We start from the raw sequence: 18,177 nt of genomic DNA on the forward strand, positions 1-18,177 counted from the left end.
CCGCGTGATCACCCAGGGCGAGCCGTTAGCGCGGCGGTGCCGTCGGCGGGCGGTGACCCTCGAAGCCGGTGAGCGACATGGCCACGAGGTTGGCCAGCGCGACGGCGAACGTCTGCTCGTCGTGAGACCAGCGACGCACGCGGCCGGTGTGCTCGCAGCACAGCACGCCCACGACCCCGCCGCCCACCCGGATCACGGAATCCATCATCGAAGTCACGCCGAGGTGCGTCAGGTAGCCTTCCGCGAACTGCCGGGTCCGCGGATCACGGTGGGCATCGTCGGCCGCCAGCACGTCGGCCTCGAGCAGCGCCTGGAAGTACGGCGGGTTGTCGGCGGCGGAAATCTCGCTGCCGGACGAGTGACGATCTTCAGTCCGCTCGTACAAGTCGAGGCACCGAATGCCGGTGCGCTGGTCGTTGTAGCGCCAGATGCTGACGCGCTCCACTTCGAGCGTGCGCACGGCGACCTCGGTGATGCGATGGAACGCCTCGGCCAGCGACTCGTCGTCGTTGGGCAGCGCGTTGCTGGCCAGCTGAATCAGGGCATTGCGCTGGCGCTGGTAGCGCTGATCTTCGGCCAGGCGGTTCGCTTCCACGGCCCGGGCGCCGCTGATGTCCTGGATGATGCCGACCATGCGCTGCGGCTTGCCGCTCGGCGCGTAGTCAATGCGAGCGCGGCTGTGCACCCAGCGCTCTGACTTGTCGGGGTGGACGATCCGGTACTGATGCTCGAAGTGGCCGCGCGTGGCCACCGCGCGCTCGAAAGCGGCGTCGAGTTCGTCACGGTCGGACGGGTGGACTACCTCGCGCCACCCGGCGCCGGTCCGCGGGTGATCTGGGCCAATACCGAGCACACGATCGAGATTCACCGAGCTCGTGAATGTGTCACCCGGGATATCGAAGACGAAGCTGCCCAGTTGCCCCACTGCTTCGGCCTCGCTCAGCAACTGTTCGTTCTCGCGCATCGACTCGTAGAGCCCCTTGAACTGGGTGGCCTGCCGCTTCCGATAGAACGCCGCCACGCCGCCCGCCCCGACGAGGATCATCAACGTGATCAGGATCACGGCCACGCCGGCGCGATAGCGGGCCTCGGCCCACACTTCGTCGGCATCGAGCTTGGCGACCAGGAACCAGTCGGTGTTCGCCACCGGCCGCAAGTCGGCCAGCACCGCGACGCCGCGATAATCGGTGCCCTCGGTGGGGCCTTCGGTGCCGAGAACGGCCATGACCGAGACCGCCTCCGGCTCGCCCATCGATTGGCGAATCGTCAGCGCCGTGCCGTGTTGATGGCGCATCTCGTTGAGAAACATCACCTCGTCGCCGTCCCGCCGCACCAGCATGGTCTCCGCGGTTGGACTGGGGGTCGGCCAGGTCTGCAGCATCGGGAACAGCAGCTTCTGCGCGTCGGTGCGGAGCACGACCACGGCGATCGGTTGGCCGAGCGGGTCTCGCACGGCCGCAGCCGTGTCGACGTAGACCCGGCCATCGCCGCCGCGGAAGAACTCGCCCATGACGGGGTCGTTGCCGGAGAGCGCAGCGATCACGGCCGGCGATCGCTCGGGAAGTGAAGCCGCCTGGCCGCCGGTTGCGAGCAGGCCCTGCCCGGCGGGGGTGATCACGAACGCGCCGGCATAGCCATAGGTCCGAACGCCGGTGTCGAGCACGGCTCGGGCATTCGTCAGGTCGGCGGCGGGGTCACTTTGGTGGGCCGCGAGTTCACGGCTGACCGTGGGCGCCCGCGACAGGGCCGCCGCGTGATCGAGGCGCGCCTGCCGCCACAGGTCCAACTGGTCGGCCTTGAGCGCGCCAATGGCGGCGATCGCCTGGTAGCGCTCCCGGCGGATCTGCCTGGACTCGGTACCGTAGTAGCCATACCCAAGCGCCGCCAGCGTCATCGCCGCGGCCACCAGCGGTCCCGCCCATCGACCCCACATCCGGTGAACACTATATAGCGCCAGCACGACAGCTGCTACGCGTGTCCGCGACCGCCGGTACGAGGCGCCTGCTTCAGAACGTGCCGCCGGCGCCGGCGCCGCCCGAACGGCCGCCGCCGCCGATCGACGGATCGGGCGTGGGCGTCGATGCCGTCACGGGGACTTCGACCTGGGCCGCCGACACCAGGGCGAGGTGGCCGGTCAGATCGCGGTCAGAGGCCACCAGGCGCGATGCCGTGTAGCCGCGACGCCGGCCGTCCTCGCCGGCCGCGAGCCAGCGCCGCACCCCCACCGCAATCGCCATCAACAGCAGGCCGAACACCATGGGATCCCACTCGTGCCGTCGACTGCCGAGATACTCCTTGTTCGACAGCAAGGTCCCGAGCGCCATCGCCACGCCACTCCACAGCAGCGGCCGTTCCCGTCCGCGGATGGCCAGCCACAACACGATCGCGGGCAACACCCAGATGGCAGCGTAGGTGATCCAGTGGACGACCGAGCCGCGGTCGACGCGCGAAACGCCGCTCGACAACACGAGGTTGACAAGCACGTAGATGCCCAGCCAGGCTGCCGCCTCGATCACCATGAGGCCGTCGCCGGGGTACTCGTCGCCGTGTTCCGCGCGCGCCGCCCGCGCCGCGGCCGCGGCGGCGGCGAGGATGACGACGGCGAGCAGTCGCTCGATGGGCTCGGACGACCCGAGTTGAAACGGCAACGCCGCGGCAGCCACCAGGGCGAACACCGCTGCGTAGACATAGCCGAAGTGGCGAAACAGCACGAACAGCATGGCGGCGGCGGTCGCCAGCCCGATGACGAGCGGCCAGTCGCCGACGCCCACATCTGTGATCAGGAGCGCCGCCCCCGCCGCCACCAGGCCGGCGGCGCTGAGCGCGGCTGCTTCTTCCACGCCGAAGCGATACAGGTGGTAGCGGCTGACCAGGTGTGACGCCAGCCAGAAACAACCGGCGCCGACGACCAGGCACAGCACACCGGCGCCCGCGGCGTTGGACACGTCGAACAGCGCCACGGCGAACAGGCCCAGGGCCGACTGCAGGATGATGCCGCCGAACACGAACAGCGTAATGCGCAGGAACTTGTTGGTGCGCCGCAAGTCCACCGCCATTTGCGGGATCAGGATGTCGCGCTGTTCCTGATTGAGCAGGCCCGACTTGGTCCAGTCTTCCACCAGCCGGCCGGTGCGAATCGCGCGCTCATCGTCCAGGTCGTAGGCGCTCATTCGTCCCGTCCGACGTGGCGGGCCAGCGCCACCAGTGCAATCAACACCAGCGTGCCGGTGACCAGGCCGTAGAAGAAGATCGCCGTCGGCCCGCCGAGCACGTCGAGCAGCTTGAAGCTGATCGCGCCGTAGCCGTAGAGGATGCCGTAAGTGACGAACGCAAACTTCCGGTGACGAATCCCGAGCAGAATCGCAGCCGAGCACAGGGCCAGCAACGCGCCGAGATACGCCAGGCCAATTCCGGGTTCGCCAATCCCCGACGCCATCGCCGCCAACACCACGTTGGCCGCCAGGTGGAGGTAGACATCCAGGAAGTGCGCCTTGACGCCCTGCCGGTAGAGCCACGTGCCGATGCCGGCGACGAACGCGCCATAGATCAAGGCGGTTGCCCGCAGCGGGTCGGCGGCCACCACGTCCAGCCCGGACACGCGAATGCCCAGCCAGCCGGCCAGTGACGAGAGCGCCAACGACAACACGAACCGGTTGTCGAAGCGGTAGGCCAGCCCGCCAAAGAGCACGCTGACGATCAGCAGGTGGTGATGCCAGTTGGCGAAAATCTGGAACCGGTATTCGATGAAGCCGATCTCGGCGGATAACACGAGGCAGCCGAGGTACAGCACATAGTCGAGCGACAGGTGGGGCGACTCGACCTCGGTGTTGGCGTACGGCGCGGCCTTCGCAAAGCAGTACGAGAATGCGGCCGCGACGATCAGGGTCAGCAGCGACAGGATCGCGGCATCACCGAGATTGGCCACATACGCACGCATCGTCCAGCCGAGCCCGCCGACGAACGCCAGCACGCCGATGTACAGCAGCGCGCTCAACTCGACATAGACCGAGACGCGCTCCCGGCGGACCAGGGCGGCGAGCGTGTCGTGCTGCGCCGGGGTGATGGTGCCCACGGCCCTCCACTCCTCGAGCCGTTCGAGCGTGGTCACCCGAGGACCCACTTCAGCTTGACCTGGTCCAGGTTGCCACCGCTCATGATGCAGACCACGCGCTTGCCCGCAAGCCGGTCTTTCAGCTTCATCGCGGCGGCTAGCGACGCCGACCCGGCGCCCTCGGCCAGGTTGTGCGTCGTCCGCAGCGCCAGGCGCACCCCGTCGGCCAGTTCCTCTTCGGTCAGCGACACGAAGTCGTCCAGGTGCTGTTTCAGGATGCCGAAGGTCAGGTCGAAGGTCACGCGCGTGGCCATGCCCTCGGCGAAGGTATTGGCGGAGGTGCCGACCACGCGGTCCGGCCCCCGCCACGAGCGCTCCACCGCATCGGCATTCGCCGCCCCCACGCCGATGATTTTCGTCTTCGCGCCGAGGGCGTTGCGCACGGTGATCAGGCCACACGCACCTGACCCGCCGCCGATGGCGACCAGCACCACGTCCACGTGAGGCAGGTGTTCAAACACCTCGAGACCATAGGTACCGACCCCGGCCAGCAGCAGCGGCTCGTTGGCCGAGTGGACATAGCGCGCGCCGGTGGCGGCCGCGCGCTGCTCGCACTGCTCACGGGCCTCGTCAAAGTCGCGGCCGACCTCTTCGACGGTCGCGCCGTAGGCGCGCATGGCGGCGTTCTTCTCGGGGTTGTTGCCGAGCGGCACGAAGACCGTGCAGGCGACGCCGTGGATCCGTGACGCCAGGCCGATCGACTGGCCGTGGTTGCCGGTGCTGGCGGTCACGATGCCACGCGCTTTCTCTTCGTTGCTGAGCGACCCGACCAGGTTGAGGCCGCCGCGCACCTTGAAGGCGCCGGTCGGATTGTGGTTCTCGTGCTTCACCCAGACCGACAGGCCGGTCGCCTGGTCGAGCAACGGATGCTTCAGCAGCGGCGACGGACCCAGGTGCGGCCGAATCCGCTCGCGAGCGGCGTAGATGTCGTTGAGGGTCGGCGGCGTCATGTTCATTCAGGTTGGCGCTCGTTATACCACGCGGCCATTACCTTGACGGCGATGTCGGGCCGATCAGAGATCACGCCGTCGACGCCCCACTCGAGCAGGCGGATGATGTCGGCTTCCTCGTTGACGACCCACACCTGGATCACCTGGCCTTCGGCGTGCACCTGGTCGATGAACGCCGGCGTCACCACGCGCAGGCGGCCGGCGCGCTCGGGCACCTGGAACGCGACGTAGGGCCGCGGCCCGATCCACGGCCAGCGCACCCACGACCGATGGAGCGCCCAGCGGGCCTCGGGCTGCGACGCGCTGGTCACGATCTCGGGAGCCTCTTCGCGCAGCGTCACGATCGAGCGCTGGTGGAAGGAGCCGACGCAGACCCGCTCGACCGCGCCGGCCGCGCGCACGTCACGCGCGACCGCGCGGGCCAGCTCCGGCTCGCCCCCCTTCATCTCGATGATCACCCGGGCCTCGCGATGGCGCGCCAGCACGGCCGCCAGCGTCGGGACGCCGTGATCCTGGCCGCGGAACGGGTGCGTGCCCTCGCGCTCGAAGCGGTAGCCCGCATCGACGCGCGCCAGGTCGTCGGCCGTGAAGTTGCGGACCGGCCCCACGTGGTCGGTCGTGCGATCGAGCGTCTTGTCGTGAATGACGACGGGCACGCCGTCAGCCGACAGCTGGACATCGAGTTCCAGGCCATCGGCGCCGAGAGCCAGGCCGTGGTCGAGCGCAGCCATGGTGTTTTCGGGAGCCAGCCGCGCGCCGCCGCGGTGCGCGAACACCAGGGGACGAGGCGACCGGAACACGGGCACGCGCACCGGGGTATGTTCGCATGGGGTGCGACAAACCTAAAAGGGTTGTCGCCAGGCCTGCGTATACTCGCGCCATGCGGATGTTCGACACGCTCGGCGCCCTGGCCGTGTCGCTACTGCCCCGACGGCACTGGCGCGCGTTCGATCAGCTGCCCCTGCACGTGATGGCGCCGGTCGCGGGAGTCCTCACCAGTGTCGCGGGCGCCGCCCTCGGCATCCGCGGATTCTTCGACTATCTAGAGCGCATGCGCGGATCGGCGGCCGGGTCGATAATCGCGGTGGCTCAACAGCAGATCACGGGTGGACTTCCGGAAACCGCGGCCGTGAGCGCCGTGCCGTCGACGGTGTGGATGGTGGCCCCGGTTGCCTTCGCGTTCTTCACGCCGCTCGGGCTGTTCTCAATCTACCTGGTCGGCAGTGGACTGGCGCGCGCCGTGTCCGGCTGGATCGACGAACCATTCGGGGACCCGATTCTCACGGCTATCGACAGCCTGATCCGCCGCCTCCGCGGCACGGCCGTCACGCGCACGGCCGAACGCGAGCGCCTGGCGGCCGAGGGCGCGGACGAGCCGGATCGCCGCTACCCCGCCGCCTGGGCCGATTTACCCGGTGCCGACTTCGTGATCGTGGCGGCGCGCCGCAAGGCCGGCTGGACCCCGGGCACATTTGTCATTACCGACGAGGGCTGGTTTACGCTGGGCCAGTCGTTTGACCGGCCCACGCCGAACGGCCTCCGCACGATCTATCCGTTGACCGTGCTGCAGACCCTCGAGGTGCTGCGAAAAGGCGTGCCCTATGACATGCCACCGCTGCGGCCGTACCCGCCGCGGCGGCGCGGCCCGGTGGCTGAACCGTTACCCCCGCCGAACGAGTCATAATGGCGACATGCCCTCTCCGCCACGCATCGACACTCTTGGACAACTGAAGGCCGCCATCGCCCGGGGAGAGGTGCGCCGGCGTCCCGTGCGCGACGAGGTCCGCGAGAACCTCGCCGAGCGGCTGCGCCGCAAGGAGACGCTCTTCCCCGGCATCATCGGCTACGACGAGACGGTCGTGCCCCAGCTCGTCAACGCGGTGTTGGCGAAGCACCATTTCATTCTGCTGGGCCTGCGCGGCCAGGCGAAAACCCGGATCCTGCGCGCCCTGACGACGCTGCTCGACGAGTGGCTGCCGGCGGTGCCTGGCAGCGAAATCAACGACGACCCGATCGCGCCGCTGTCGGCGTACGGCCATGCCAAGGTCAAGGCCGAGGGCGACGACATGCCCATCCGCTGGATGCACCGCGACACGCGCTACGTGGAGAAGCTGGCGACGCCCGACGTGACCATTGCCGACATGATCGGCGACATCGATCCGATCAAGGCGGCGAAAGGCGGCCTGCAACTGGGCAGCGAGCTGTCGATGCATTTCGGACTGCTGCCGAGGGCCAACCGCGGCATTTTTGCCATCAACGAGCTACCCGACCTGGCGGGCAAGATCCAGGTGGGCCTGTTCAACATCCTGCAGGAGGGCGACGTTCAGATCAAGGGCTACCCCATTCGCCTGCCGCTCGACCTGCTGATCGCGTTTACCGCCAATCCCGAGGACTATACGGCGCGCGGCAAGATCATCACGCCGCTCAAGGACCGCATTGGTGCCGAGATCCGCACCCACTACATGCAGAACCGCGTGGACGCGATCGAGATTACGTCGCAGGAGGCGTGGACCGAGCGCGGCGGGGCCATCGAGGTGCCGCGGTTCGTGCGCGAGGTGGTCGAAGAGGTCGCGTTCCAGGCGCGCGGCGAGCGCAAGGTCGACAAGCGCTCGGGGGTCAGCCAGCGCCTGCCGATCAGCGTGCTCGAGACCACGGTCTCGAACGCCGAGCGGCGCGCCCTCGCCACCGGTGACACGCCGACCGTGGCCCGCGTCACCGACATCTACGCCGCGCTGCCGTCGATGACCGGCAAGTTCGAACTGGAGTACGAGGGCGAACTGAAGGGCGCCGACCAGGTGGCGCGCGACCTGGTGCGGTCGGCGGTGTCGCAGGTGTTCGACGGCTACGTCCGCGACCGCGACCTCAAGCCCGTGATCGAGTGGTTCGACCTCGGCGGTGCGCTCAGCCTCTCGGACACCACCTCTTCCGACAACCTGGTCGCCCAGGCGAAGAAGGTGCAGGGCCTGATGGAACTGGCGCACCTCGTCGGCACGGCGCCCGATGCGCCGGTGCCGGTGCTGGCGGCCGGCATCGACTTCGCCCTCGAAGGCATGTATTCGCAGAAGAAGATCAGCCGTAGCGACGAGCGCGGCTACTTCGCCACCGAGCCCGTCCGTCGTCCCCAGCAGCAGCAGTCGCGAACGCCCGTGCTGACCCCGGATGATCTGGACGATGACAGCCCGACGGGAAAGAAGAAGAAGAAATACTACAACTAGGCGATGGCTGAAGCCATCGCCCTCCGACGTTCGGAGAGCGACGGCTTTAGCCGTCGCTGCAGGCCATGAAATACAAATATTCGAAGTACGTCCCCAATCTGCTCGACGACCTCGACATGGACGAGCTCATGTCGAAGTTGTCGGACCTGCTGATGTCGAGCGGGTTTGGGAACCCGCGCGACACCGGCGACGATAGCGACCGCACCATGCAGGCACTGCACGACGCGATTCTCGAGGCGCTGTTCAACGGCGGCGTGCTGCCCGAGGACACGCTCGAGAAGCTGTTCGGCGATCAAGCCGAGGGTACCCAGGAACAGATGCGCGAACAGCTCGAGCAACTGATCCAGGAGATCATCGAGCGCATGAAAGAGTCGGGCTACATCACCACCCCGCCCGACCTGGATCCCGAGAAGGCGCGGCGGGCCCAGGGCGGCGGCCCCGGCGAGGGCGAGCCCGGCGAGGTGAAGTTCGAGGTCACCGACAAGGCGCTGGATTTTCTCGGCTATCGCGCGTTGCGCGATCTGCTCGGCTCGTCCGGCCACAGCAGCACCGGCCGCCACGACACGCGGGATCTCTCCACCGGCATCGAGACCAGCGGGGCGCCAAAGCCGTATGAATTTGGCGATGTCATGAACATCGACGCCACGGCGACGATCCTCAACGCCGTCCAGCGCGCGTCTGAATCGACCGGCTCGGCCGGGGCTGAAGCCCCGGCCCCTCTGGCATCGGGGATCGATATCGACTACTCGGACCTGATGGTCGCGCAGGGCGAGTACCAAAGCTCCTGCGCCACGGTGCTGATGCTCGACTGCAGCCACAGCATGATCCTCTACGGCGAGGATCGCTTCACGCCGGCCAAGCGCGTGGCCATGGCGCTGTCGCATCTCATTCGCACGCAGTATCCCGGCGACACCCTGCACGCGGTGCTGTTCCACGACAGCGCCGAGGAGATCCCGCTACGCGAGCTCGGCCGCGTGCGGGTCGGGCCGTATTACACCAACACCCGCGAGGGCCTGCGCGTGGCCCGCCGCATCCTCGAGCGCCAGCGCAAGGACATGCGGCAGATCATCATGATCACCGACGGCAAGCCGTCGGCATTGACGCAGCCCGACGGCCTGATCTACAAGAACCCGTTCGGCCTCGACCCGTTCGTGATCGGCGAGACGCTGTCGGAGGTCTCGGCGTGCGCCAAGGCCGGCATCATGATCAACACCTTCATGCTGGCGCGCGACTACGACCTGGTGGCGTTTGTCCGCCGGGTCGCGCATATGTGCCGCGGCAAGGCCTACTTCACGACGCCCTACACCCTCGGCGAATACGTCCTGATGGATTACATGGACAAGAAGACGAAGACGATTCACTGATTCTTGTCGGGAGTCGGGAGTCGGGAGTCGGGAATCGGGAGTCGGGAGTCGAGTTCATCTACCTATGTTTCCATCATCGCTGCCGATCTTTCCGTTGCCGACGGTCGTTCTGTTCCCGAACGTCTTTCTGCCCCTGCACATCTTCGAGCCGCGTTACCGCCAGATGACCGCCGACGCGCTGGCCGGCGATCGGCTGATCGGCATGGTGTTGCTACGTCCGGGCAACGACGCCGACTACGAGGGCCGGCCACCGGTCTACGGCACTGGCTGCACCGGGCTGATCACGCACGCCGAGAAGCTGGACGATGGCCGGTTCAACCTGGTGCTGCGTGGGCTGGAGAAGTTCACGATCCTGGGTGAGGAAGACCCGGCAGTAGGCCGGCTGTACCGCAGCGCCTTCATCACCCCGATCGACGAGACCGTCCCCAAGGCCGACCGCGACCCCCTGCGCGAGGCCCGCCGCAAGCTCGAAGGGCTGCTGGAGCCGCTGTTCGAGGGGACCATGGAGAGTCGCCTGCCGCAGAACATGCCAGACGATGACCTGATTAACGCGCTGGCGCAGTACCTGGATTTCGATCCGATGGAGAAGCAGGCACTCCTTGAGCGCCTGGGCCCGCTCGCCCGCTGCCGGTCGATGATCGAGTTGCTGGAGATGAAGGCGCTGCTGAAGAACTCCGCCGGCGACGCCGGCTTAGTTCACTGAGGTGGAGGCGACCCCTTCTTGGGGTTGCCTGGGCAGCTTCACGCTCCACAGCGAGTTGTCTGTAACTAACCTGCCCGTCGGGGCGCTGTTGATTCCCTCTGTCCAAACAGAAATCGGTCGCCCCGACTCCCGACCTTCGACATGCTCAGGTCGCCCCGAGCGGAGTCGAGGGGCGCCGACTTGCGTTCGGGCTCCACCTGATGGCGGACGGCCTGTGCCTGTCGGGCTGGCTAACGCTGCCGCCTCAACACCGGCGCGCGCCGGGATGTTCCCTCGTCGGCTGCAGCAGCTGTTAGGTTGCAGCCCCGCATCGCGCCCACAGCTCGCCCACCGAAACGCACTGTCCGCCATACTCCTTCGCGACCACAGTGAGGTGCGTGTCGTCCGTCACGAGGACGTGCCCGGCTTTTATTGACGTTTCGCCGATCAGGGCGTCTTGTACGTTATTTGGCTTAGCCCCGTTTAGGAAATCAAGGCGTGTCTTGAGGGCGGCGTACAGGTTGTCGTTCGACGAATAGCTCGCTTGACCAAAGTTCGAGATCCCAAACACAGCTGAAGCCGTTGGGACGAAACGCTCGCCGCCGAGCCGAGCATGGCCAAGACGAGATACGTCAAGAACAAAGGAACCGGTTGGCACTGCCTCCGTGATCACAGCCGCGAAGATTGCGCTAAGAGCGGCGCGCCGCTCTTGATCCTTGGTTCGTTGGGGTTCGTCGAGTTGAATGTGGGTTGCGAAGACCTCAACATGCCCAGCCAACGCCTGAACCGGCACGATGCCATCGAGAATGCGATTGAACACGTTCGTATCGAACATGACCTTGAGCATCAAGGGCGTTCTGCAACTTAACGCCTGCCGCTCAGCCGCGAGCGGCATGGCGCGGTCATGCGAAGGACTCTAAACCATCCGCCGCTCGTCGGCTGCAGCGGTTGGTTAGGCCGTTCGTTGCGAACAGAACTGATCGCGTGAAACCGCTAGTCCCGAGACACGTGATGCAACACGAAATCAGTCTGATTGTCGGTGAATTCGACTCGAAACACCTCTCTCATCTGCGTGAGACGGCCGTTTACCCAATCAACTGGAGGCATGAGGACTCCAGGCATTGGGACCATCTGGCTCTTGGGGTACTTTGAGGTGTAATCGGCGCTTAGGAGGCTCAGGACTCTGAGCCTTCGATCGTACTCAGGCGAGTTTGCGCCGCGTCCGCCCTGACCGTACCCTTCTTTGCCCGTTAGGCCCCACGATTTCAGTGCTTCGGGGGATAGCTTCTTAAGGGGACTCTCGGCGCCAGCCCCTCCGCGACCATCGGAACGGCCGCCGCCCCCGCCGTCCCCACCAATGACCATTGCACCCTCTCCGACAGCGTCCCCTCCGCCTCCATCTCCGCCGCGCCCTCCGCCTGGGCTGCCACCCTTTCCGCCGGTGCCTCCGAGAACGATACTGTCCTTGCCCACTGCGTTTCCGCCACCGCCGAGACCGCCCCGCCCATCCGGCGGTGTCGAGTCAGAACTGGCGATCGGTAAACCATGACTGGCGTCCGACGCGGCCGCTCTTGACCTCTCGATTGTTCGGGCAGCAAACACAGACAAGCCGACAATCGCAACAACGAGCGCGGCTCGTTGAACTCGGTCGAGCTGCCAGGGATTCGTCAGCACCGCAGCTCCGAAAATTGTCGCTAGGACTGCAAGGGCGAAACGCTCAAGCCAAATACTCATTGAACCTGATCCACTGTAGTTAAGGGCCTAACGATCGCGGTTCAGCCGCGGCGGCTCACCTCGCACTGTCAGGTGGATACACGCCGCCTTCGGCTGCAACCGCTGGTTAGGCCGCGCTTACCGCGTTGTGACCTCGAACGTGATATTCCCTCTGAAGTTGGCTTCCGCGAACTCAGGTGGAATCAGAGTTGGTGCCCCAAGCCCGCCCGCGGTATCTGCGAAGTACATGACCTTTGGCCGAACCGTGAACTCGGCTCGCTGCTCAGCAGCTCCGATCCTATAGCGGACGCTCGCCTGCACATCAGGACCGGAGAGGAAGAACTGCCAGGTTCTCGGGCGCGGCATCTCACACAGGAGCCTGAGCACGATGTTGTTCAGGATCTCACCAGGCAAGGGGAACGTCGTCGCATCATCTGAGGTTGGCGTTGCCGGCGCGAACGGCACAAGGCTGATGGCCTCATCAGACACCGGTATGCCGATCTCGCGAGGTGCATCCGGATCGGTGAGGAAATAGAGGTACTCGTCCACAACGCGTGGCCTGTATGGACGCAGTACATCGGAGTGCAGAAATACCTCGCTTATTGGGGCGCCTGGCACCAGCCAGGAGATCTCGATGTCAGTAACCGGCAACGGTCCGATGTTTTTCAACCGCATTAGAGGTCTACTATCCTCCAAGACCGCTCCGGTCGTGTCCATGGCCTTCACCTGAACCGCATAGCTGCGCTTGGGGACCCACTCGACTCCCACGATGGTGTTCGCGGCGGGCAGAAGCAACACTTGGGTGCCCGCTGATGGCGACAACGGAACCGACTGGGCGTCGCCGCGGACTACCAGCAGCCAGACACCGACCGCCAGGAGTCCTCCCAAGACGAAGATGAATGCTAGGCTCATCGGATGACTGGCCCTTCGGTGGCGCGCGAACGGGGTGAGTCCAGGTGCGTGGGCGAACAGCCAGCCTGAGCACGCAAGCAGGAAGACGACGAGCGCCACCGCCCACACCGGGCGCCGCCACGACCCCAGCCAGTCGGGTGGAGTCAGCCACGTGGCGACAGCAAATGTCGCAGACACGAGTACTCCCCAGCTCGATCTCAACACAGCCGGTTCAGCTTACATGGCTTCGCGCTGTTGTGGCAGCGCCCGTTCTGCGTCGACGAGCGCACCCGGCCCAAGTCGGCCTGACGCCAGGCTTCAGCCGCCGCGCGCGGCCAAGTATCCCCCTGTGCGCCGTCGGCTGCAAGCCGTGGTTAGGCCGTTGCAGGAGCCGCGGAATTGGAGCGAGCGTCAACAATTCTCATCAGGAGGCTCGCCAGGGCAACCATCTCCGCCGCCTCGCTCCCGTTGGTGAGCCCGATGTGCCGGTGACTGGTCGGATTCTTGAACAGGCCCATAGCCCCGGAGAACAGGCTCAACATCGCGAGTTGTTCGGCTTCCGGCAGGGACTTGTCCGTGAGTGGTCCGACGTTCGCCTTAAACGCTTCGCCCATGAGCGCCACGCCTACCTTCACAGCGGGGAAACCGCCCGCCGCTCTTACGGCGATCTCGACTTCCTTGAACGCTTGCAAAACAGCGATGTCATACTCGCCCCGAACGAAGCTTGACCATACGCGCTCAGCAACCACAGGGTGTAACGACGCCTTGGGCAAAACATTTGAGCGCCTGAACGCTTCGAAGTCCTGTCGGCCTCTAACCCGCAGTCCTCGCCGCGAGATGAAGTAACGGTGTGACTTGGCCACTAGAAGCCCTTCGCGTTCAAGCCACGACCACGCTTCTCGAAAGGCTTCGTCAACTCGGACGTCTTTTCCGTAGTGGGCCATGACTGTGTCGCCCACGCTAGATTCAAGAAAGTTGGTCAGATTCAGGTGGCTAGGATTGCCTGCAAGGTGTTCAAGCAGATAAGGGGCAAGTTCCTCTGCTTCAAGCTGAAGAACTGATTCAACGGTGGGAAGAGCTTTCGTAATCTGCAAGATTGTCCTCACTCGAGGAGATCGGCCCAACGCATTGCCGCTCAGACGCGAGCGGCGGGCACGGTCACGCGAAGGAGTCTAAACCATCCGCCGCTCGTCGGTTGCAGCGGCTGGTTAGGCATCCCTTCTAGTATTGATGGTACCAAGCCAACGTTGGCTCTTGCGGGGGGAGCAGCTCGCACCGAATGTGAAGGCGGTTTTGGCCACAGTCAACGAATCGCTCCGCGACCGCCTCGGCGGCTCCGGCGGCACCGGGTAGCACAAAATCAATGGCAACTCCGATGGACACATCGCTCGACTCGACCGGCACCTTGACCGATTCAGTACGGTTCGAGTGTCGGGGATTACCCGAGCGTGAGATCTGGCTGACCGGCTTCGACACGAACCGAATCCAAGGCACGTGCCCCTCTTGCGCAAGCATGATCTCAACCTCGGCGATCCCGGCAAACAACTCTGAATCACCATTCGCGCGCAGGTGGAAGTAGACCGGCGGGTGAAATGTGAGATGGGGATTCGTCACGGCCTGGAGCTCGTGCGGGCTGTGCGGGACTAGGTATTCCAGGGTGACGCGGTTATACGCGTTCCAAACGAATTGACGCGCGTGAAATCGCGGCGACACGAAGGCGCGATCGGTCAAGCCGACTGAGATAGCACCATCTGGCTGCAGGCTGATCCACGCGATCGAGCGCTCCACTGATTGGCGATCCACGGCGTGCACTGTGAGTAACATCGGAGCTCTCGAAAATGCCCAATTAGTTACTGAGCTGCGTGAATCCTAACCTGACCCCGGCTTAGGCTGACGCTGTTTCGCAAGTTCGCTGCGGGTCGCCTCTTTCTGCCGTGTTAACTCTGTCTTGATAACACGACGGCACACTTGCTTGATAACGCATCAACGAGGCGACGCGGAGGCCCGCTGAGCAGCCCCACACTGGCACCTCCTGGCAGACACCGAGGCATCTCGCCGTCGGGTGGAGCGCGAGCGCAGCCGGCGGGAGTCGGGGCGACCGATTACTGTTTGGACAGAGGGAATCAACAGCGCCCCGACGGGCAGGTTACTTACAGACAACTCGCTGCGAAGGCAGGGCGACAGTTGGGCCTGAGCTGCGAGTTGAAAGCCGTCGCGAAGCGAGCGCGGAGGCCGATGGCGAGATGCCTCGGCCATCGGCGTCGGACGCACCTAAAGGTGCGGCCCTACTTTTTGAGGGCGCCGCGGAGTTGGTCGGCGAGCGAGCCGATGCCACCTGATGGAGCGGGGACTTGGCGATCGCGGTACTCCTTCACTTCGTCGACCTTCTTGCCATCGCGAATCTCCGCGCCGTCCTGCACCATCGCCACGCCGATGCGCTTCTTGTCGACATCGATCGCGACGATCTCGAACGGCGCCGTCACGCCGACGGTGACCGCGCGCTTCCAGTCTTCCTGCCGGCCCGTCGGCGCGAAGGTCGAGAAGTGCGCCAACGCTTCGACGCCAGGCTCCAGCTCCACGAACGCGCCGAAGTCGGCGATGCGGGTGATGCGGCCGGTCCTGACCTGCCCCACTTCGTAGCTCGATGCGGCGGCGACCCACGGATCGGCCAGCAGCTGCTTCAAGCCCAACGCGATGCGCTCGCCGTCGTTGTCCACTCGCAAGACGCGGACCGTGATCTCTTCACCGACCTTGACCACTGAACCAGGATCGGTCACACGCGACCAGCCCATCTCGGATACGTGCAGCAATCCCTGGACGCCGGCGCCGAGGTCAACGAACGCGCCGAACTCGCGCACCGAGGCCACGCGGCCGGTGACAGTATCGCCAACCGCCAGCGACTGGCGCAGGACGGCGGCGCCGGCCTTCTGTTCGTCTTCGAGCAGCGCACGGCGAGAGACGACCAGGTTCTTGCCGCCTTCCTTGAACTCAATGATGCGGAAGGCGTAGGTCTGGCCAATGTGCTGGGCCGGATCGGTGGCGCGGACCGTGTCGATCTGCGAGAACGGGCAGAACCCGCGCTGGCCGGCGACGCGAACTTCGTAGCCGCCCTTCACCTCGCGCTCGATCTTGCCTTCAACCGACAGTCCAGCCTGGTAGGCGTTCTCGAGCTGCCGCAGCGAGGCCGCGCCCCGAATGCCCTTGCGCGACAGGGTGATGCCGCCGGTGGTGCCGATCACGATCGCCTGAATACGATCGCCCACGGCGAACTCGAGGTCGTTCTCGTGATCCTTCAGGTCGGCGGTCTCGATCACCGCCTCGCCCTTGCCGCCGACGTTGACGAGCGACGTATCGGGCCCAATCGCCACGATCGTGCCCTCGATCGACTGTCCCCTGGCAAAGCGCCTGGTCTTGACCGACGCCTCGAACATCGCGGCGAAATCTTCTACTTCCGGCTCACTCACGGCGTACTCCTCAAAACATTGCCCGAAGGCCAACAGGCAATGGTACCGCGGCCGGGCCAATGGCGACACCGGAATCTGTGTCAGCCCCCCAGCCACCGGGCAAGTTCGGCACCCAGGGCCTTGCCGCGATTGGCGCCCAGCTCTTCGATGCGCGCGACCGCAGCCACGGCACGCCCGCGTTCCTCCGGCCCCAGCTGTGCCGCCAGTGCGCGGAGATCGATGCCGTCTTGCGGGCGATCCGGGGCGAGCGCCAGGACTTTCATCGCCACCAGGTGGCCGGCCCGGGCCACTGGCACGATCAGGCCGGGCGCGATCTCGACGCGCTCGGCATCCCGGCAAATCTCGGGCTCGATACCGGCGGAAGCGAACAGCAGATCAACGACGATGCCCTCTTCACGCTGTCCGGGAGGCACGACCCTGACGGCGGCCAGCCGGCCCAGCGCCTGCTGCTCAAGGGACACCTTCAGCGTAAAACCGGCAGCCTGAAGAACGCCAACCAGTACTTCGGCGACGGCATCGTCGGCGACGGCGACCACCAGGTCGATGTCCCTCGTAAATCGAGGTTCGACGCGAACCGACACCGCGAGGCCGCCGACCAGCGCCCAGGGCTGGTGCCGTTGATCGAGAATCTGGGCGGTCTGGCGTAACGCCGATAGCAACCGCGTCGCGCCAGCAGGCTCGCTCACGGGCGCTCAGGCCTGCCGGCCTGCGGTCCATCGCCCGTCTCAGCCCCGGGTCGTTCCTGCAGCCATGAATTGAGCAAGTCCTCCACCTCTTGATGCGTCGCCTCGGGACGCTCGCGGCGAATCGCCTGGCGGCGCAGCGTCACACCGGTGACCCACAGGTCGACCGCGGTGTGAAACCGTTCAATCAGGCGAAGGGGATCAGACACGGCGATAGTCTACTTCCTCACGTTGAGTAAGCCCCCGACTCAGTGGGTCATGCCGTAGAGGACGACGTCGAGGCCGACGGCGTAGCCCTGCGGCGAGAAGCTGAAGAAGAACTGCGGGTCGGCAGCTTCCCGCTCCCACGCATCCGAGATATCGGTGTTGTGGGTCATCACCACCATCAGGCGGCCATGCTCATCCGCGATGCCGCGGAAATTCGGCTGGGCACTCATCTCGTAGCGCTCGGAGGTCTCGCCGCCGCTCTCGCGCCAGAAGTTGATCGACGGAATCTGCGGCAGGTCCGTGAACTCGAACAGCGTGCGGCGAATCGCGTGGTCGAGGCCGATATCGCGGATCGGGAACTGCGCCGGTGACAGCACCTTACTGATCTGGTTCACCCAGCTATCCCAGGCATAGGGCCCCCAGAAGTCGTCCACCCACAGGAACCCGCCCTTGAGCAGGTAATTGCGCAGCACCTCGGCCTCGTCATCCGAGAAGAACGCGGTGCCGACATCGGTGGCGCTCAGGAACGGGCACTGAAACAGCAACGGATCGTTAAGGCGCACCGTCAGGTGATTGGGCGTGCCGTCGGGCCGGCGGCTGATCGTCGTCTTGGTCAGCTCGCCCAGGCGCGTGCTGAAGTTGATGTCGGCGTCCCAGTAGTCCGTGGACCAGCCCGAGCCGCCGCGCTCGGAGCGGTCGCTGTTGTACATCAGGCGGCAGAAGTTGAAGCCGCCGTCGAAGCTGGTGACGGTCGGATGGCGTGGCGGAAACCGGCCGCGCCCGCCCCAGCCGCGCCCCCAGCGATCCTGCGCCGACACAACCGACGCCGCCAACACCAGGGCGACGACGAAGGCGCGGGCAATGCGGAGCATGGGCGTGGGCCGGACTAGGGGGTCG

At 65.6% G+C, this 18,177-nt stretch carries 17 protein-coding genes; 4 read left to right on the forward strand and 13 right to left on the reverse strand.

Translation table 11 applies throughout. The annotated features are described in order from the left end of the window. Positions 1-25: 25 nt before the first annotated feature. The 5 genes from Q8T13_04195 to Q8T13_04215 form a co-directional block, all read right to left on the reverse strand. Entirely contained in the window at positions 26-1,933 is a 1,908-nt protein-coding gene (locus Q8T13_04195; protein MDP3716951.1) for a PAS domain-containing protein, read from the reverse strand. Positions 1,934-2,006: 73 nt separating this feature from the next. Then, complete coding sequence (locus Q8T13_04200) at positions 2,007-3,170, reverse strand: hypothetical protein (protein ID MDP3716952.1); 1,164 nt, start codon at positions 3,168-3,170, stop codon at positions 2,007-2,009. Then, entirely contained in the window at positions 3,167-4,108 is a 942-nt protein-coding gene (locus Q8T13_04205) for a DUF2157 domain-containing protein (protein MDP3716953.1), read from the reverse strand. The genes Q8T13_04200 and Q8T13_04205 overlap by 4 nt, the downstream gene beginning before the upstream one ends. Then, a complete protein-coding gene (locus tag Q8T13_04210; GenBank protein MDP3716954.1) occupies positions 4,105-5,061 on the reverse strand; it encodes a threonine dehydratase in 957 nt (318 codons plus the stop codon). Before Q8T13_04210 ends, Q8T13_04205 begins: the two co-directional genes overlap by 4 nt. A 2-nt stretch (positions 5,062-5,063) precedes the next feature. Then, positions 5,064-5,873, reverse strand: coding sequence for a glycerophosphodiester phosphodiesterase (locus tag Q8T13_04215; protein ID MDP3716955.1), 810 nt, complete (start codon positions 5,871-5,873; stop codon positions 5,064-5,066). A 68-nt stretch (positions 5,874-5,941) separates the two neighbouring features. Here Q8T13_04215 and Q8T13_04220 point away from each other — a divergent pair, with 68 nt between their 5' ends. The 4 genes from Q8T13_04220 to Q8T13_04235 all read left to right on the forward strand — a co-directional run bounded on the left by Q8T13_04220 (position 5,942) and on the right by Q8T13_04235 (position 10,343). Further along, positions 5,942-6,745, forward strand: coding sequence for a hypothetical protein (locus tag Q8T13_04220; protein MDP3716956.1), 804 nt, complete (start codon positions 5,942-5,944; stop codon positions 6,743-6,745). 7 nt (positions 6,746-6,752) lie between these two features. Next, positions 6,753-8,276: a magnesium chelatase gene (locus tag Q8T13_04225; protein ID MDP3716957.1), complete on the forward strand. Its 1,524-nt coding sequence runs from the start codon at positions 6,753-6,755 to the stop codon at positions 8,274-8,276. Between the two features lie 65 nt (positions 8,277-8,341). After that, a complete protein-coding gene (locus Q8T13_04230; protein MDP3716958.1) occupies positions 8,342-9,640 on the forward strand; it encodes a hypothetical protein in 1,299 nt (432 codons plus the stop codon). A gap of 64 nt (positions 9,641-9,704) precedes the next feature. Next, positions 9,705-10,343, forward strand: a complete 639-nt coding sequence (locus Q8T13_04235) for an LON peptidase substrate-binding domain-containing protein (protein ID MDP3716959.1) — start codon at positions 9,705-9,707, stop codon at positions 10,341-10,343. A 292-nt stretch (positions 10,344-10,635) separates the two neighbouring features. On the opposite strand, the gene Q8T13_04240 is transcribed toward Q8T13_04235, so the two are convergent. The 8 genes from Q8T13_04240 to Q8T13_04275 all read right to left on the reverse strand — a co-directional run bounded on the left by Q8T13_04240 (position 10,636) and on the right by Q8T13_04275 (position 18,152). After that, positions 10,636-11,169, reverse strand: coding sequence for a hypothetical protein (locus Q8T13_04240; GenBank protein ID MDP3716960.1), 534 nt, complete (start codon positions 11,167-11,169; stop codon positions 10,636-10,638). 1,004 nt (positions 11,170-12,173) lie between these two features. Beyond that, entirely contained in the window at positions 12,174-12,947 is a 774-nt protein-coding gene (locus Q8T13_04245) for a hypothetical protein (GenBank protein ID MDP3716961.1), read from the reverse strand. Between the two features lie 353 nt (positions 12,948-13,300). Then, entirely contained in the window at positions 13,301-14,020 is a 720-nt protein-coding gene (locus tag Q8T13_04250; GenBank protein ID MDP3716962.1) for a TIGR02391 family protein, read from the reverse strand. A gap of 127 nt (positions 14,021-14,147) precedes the next feature. Beyond that, positions 14,148-14,729: a hypothetical protein gene (locus Q8T13_04255; protein ID MDP3716963.1), complete on the reverse strand. Its 582-nt coding sequence runs from the start codon at positions 14,727-14,729 to the stop codon at positions 14,148-14,150. A 482-nt stretch (positions 14,730-15,211) separates the two neighbouring features. Further along, positions 15,212-16,390, reverse strand: a complete 1,179-nt coding sequence (locus Q8T13_04260; protein ID MDP3716964.1) for a S1 RNA-binding domain-containing protein — start codon at positions 16,388-16,390, stop codon at positions 15,212-15,214. Positions 16,391-16,470: 80 nt separating this feature from the next. Further along, complete coding sequence (locus Q8T13_04265; protein MDP3716965.1) at positions 16,471-17,076, reverse strand: nucleotidyl transferase AbiEii/AbiGii toxin family protein; 606 nt, start codon at positions 17,074-17,076, stop codon at positions 16,471-16,473. Then, entirely contained in the window at positions 17,073-17,282 is a 210-nt protein-coding gene (locus tag Q8T13_04270) for a hypothetical protein (GenBank protein ID MDP3716966.1), read from the reverse strand. Before Q8T13_04270 ends, Q8T13_04265 begins: the two co-directional genes overlap by 4 nt. A 39-nt stretch (positions 17,283-17,321) precedes the next feature. Then, entirely contained in the window at positions 17,322-18,152 is an 831-nt protein-coding gene (locus Q8T13_04275) for a DUF4159 domain-containing protein (protein ID MDP3716967.1), read from the reverse strand. Between the last annotated feature and the right edge of the window lie 25 nt (positions 18,153-18,177).

It is taken from the genome of Acidobacteriota bacterium (genome assembly GCA_030697165.1).
GTDB lineage: Bacteria > Acidobacteriota > Vicinamibacteria > Vicinamibacterales > UBA2999 > 12-FULL-67-14b.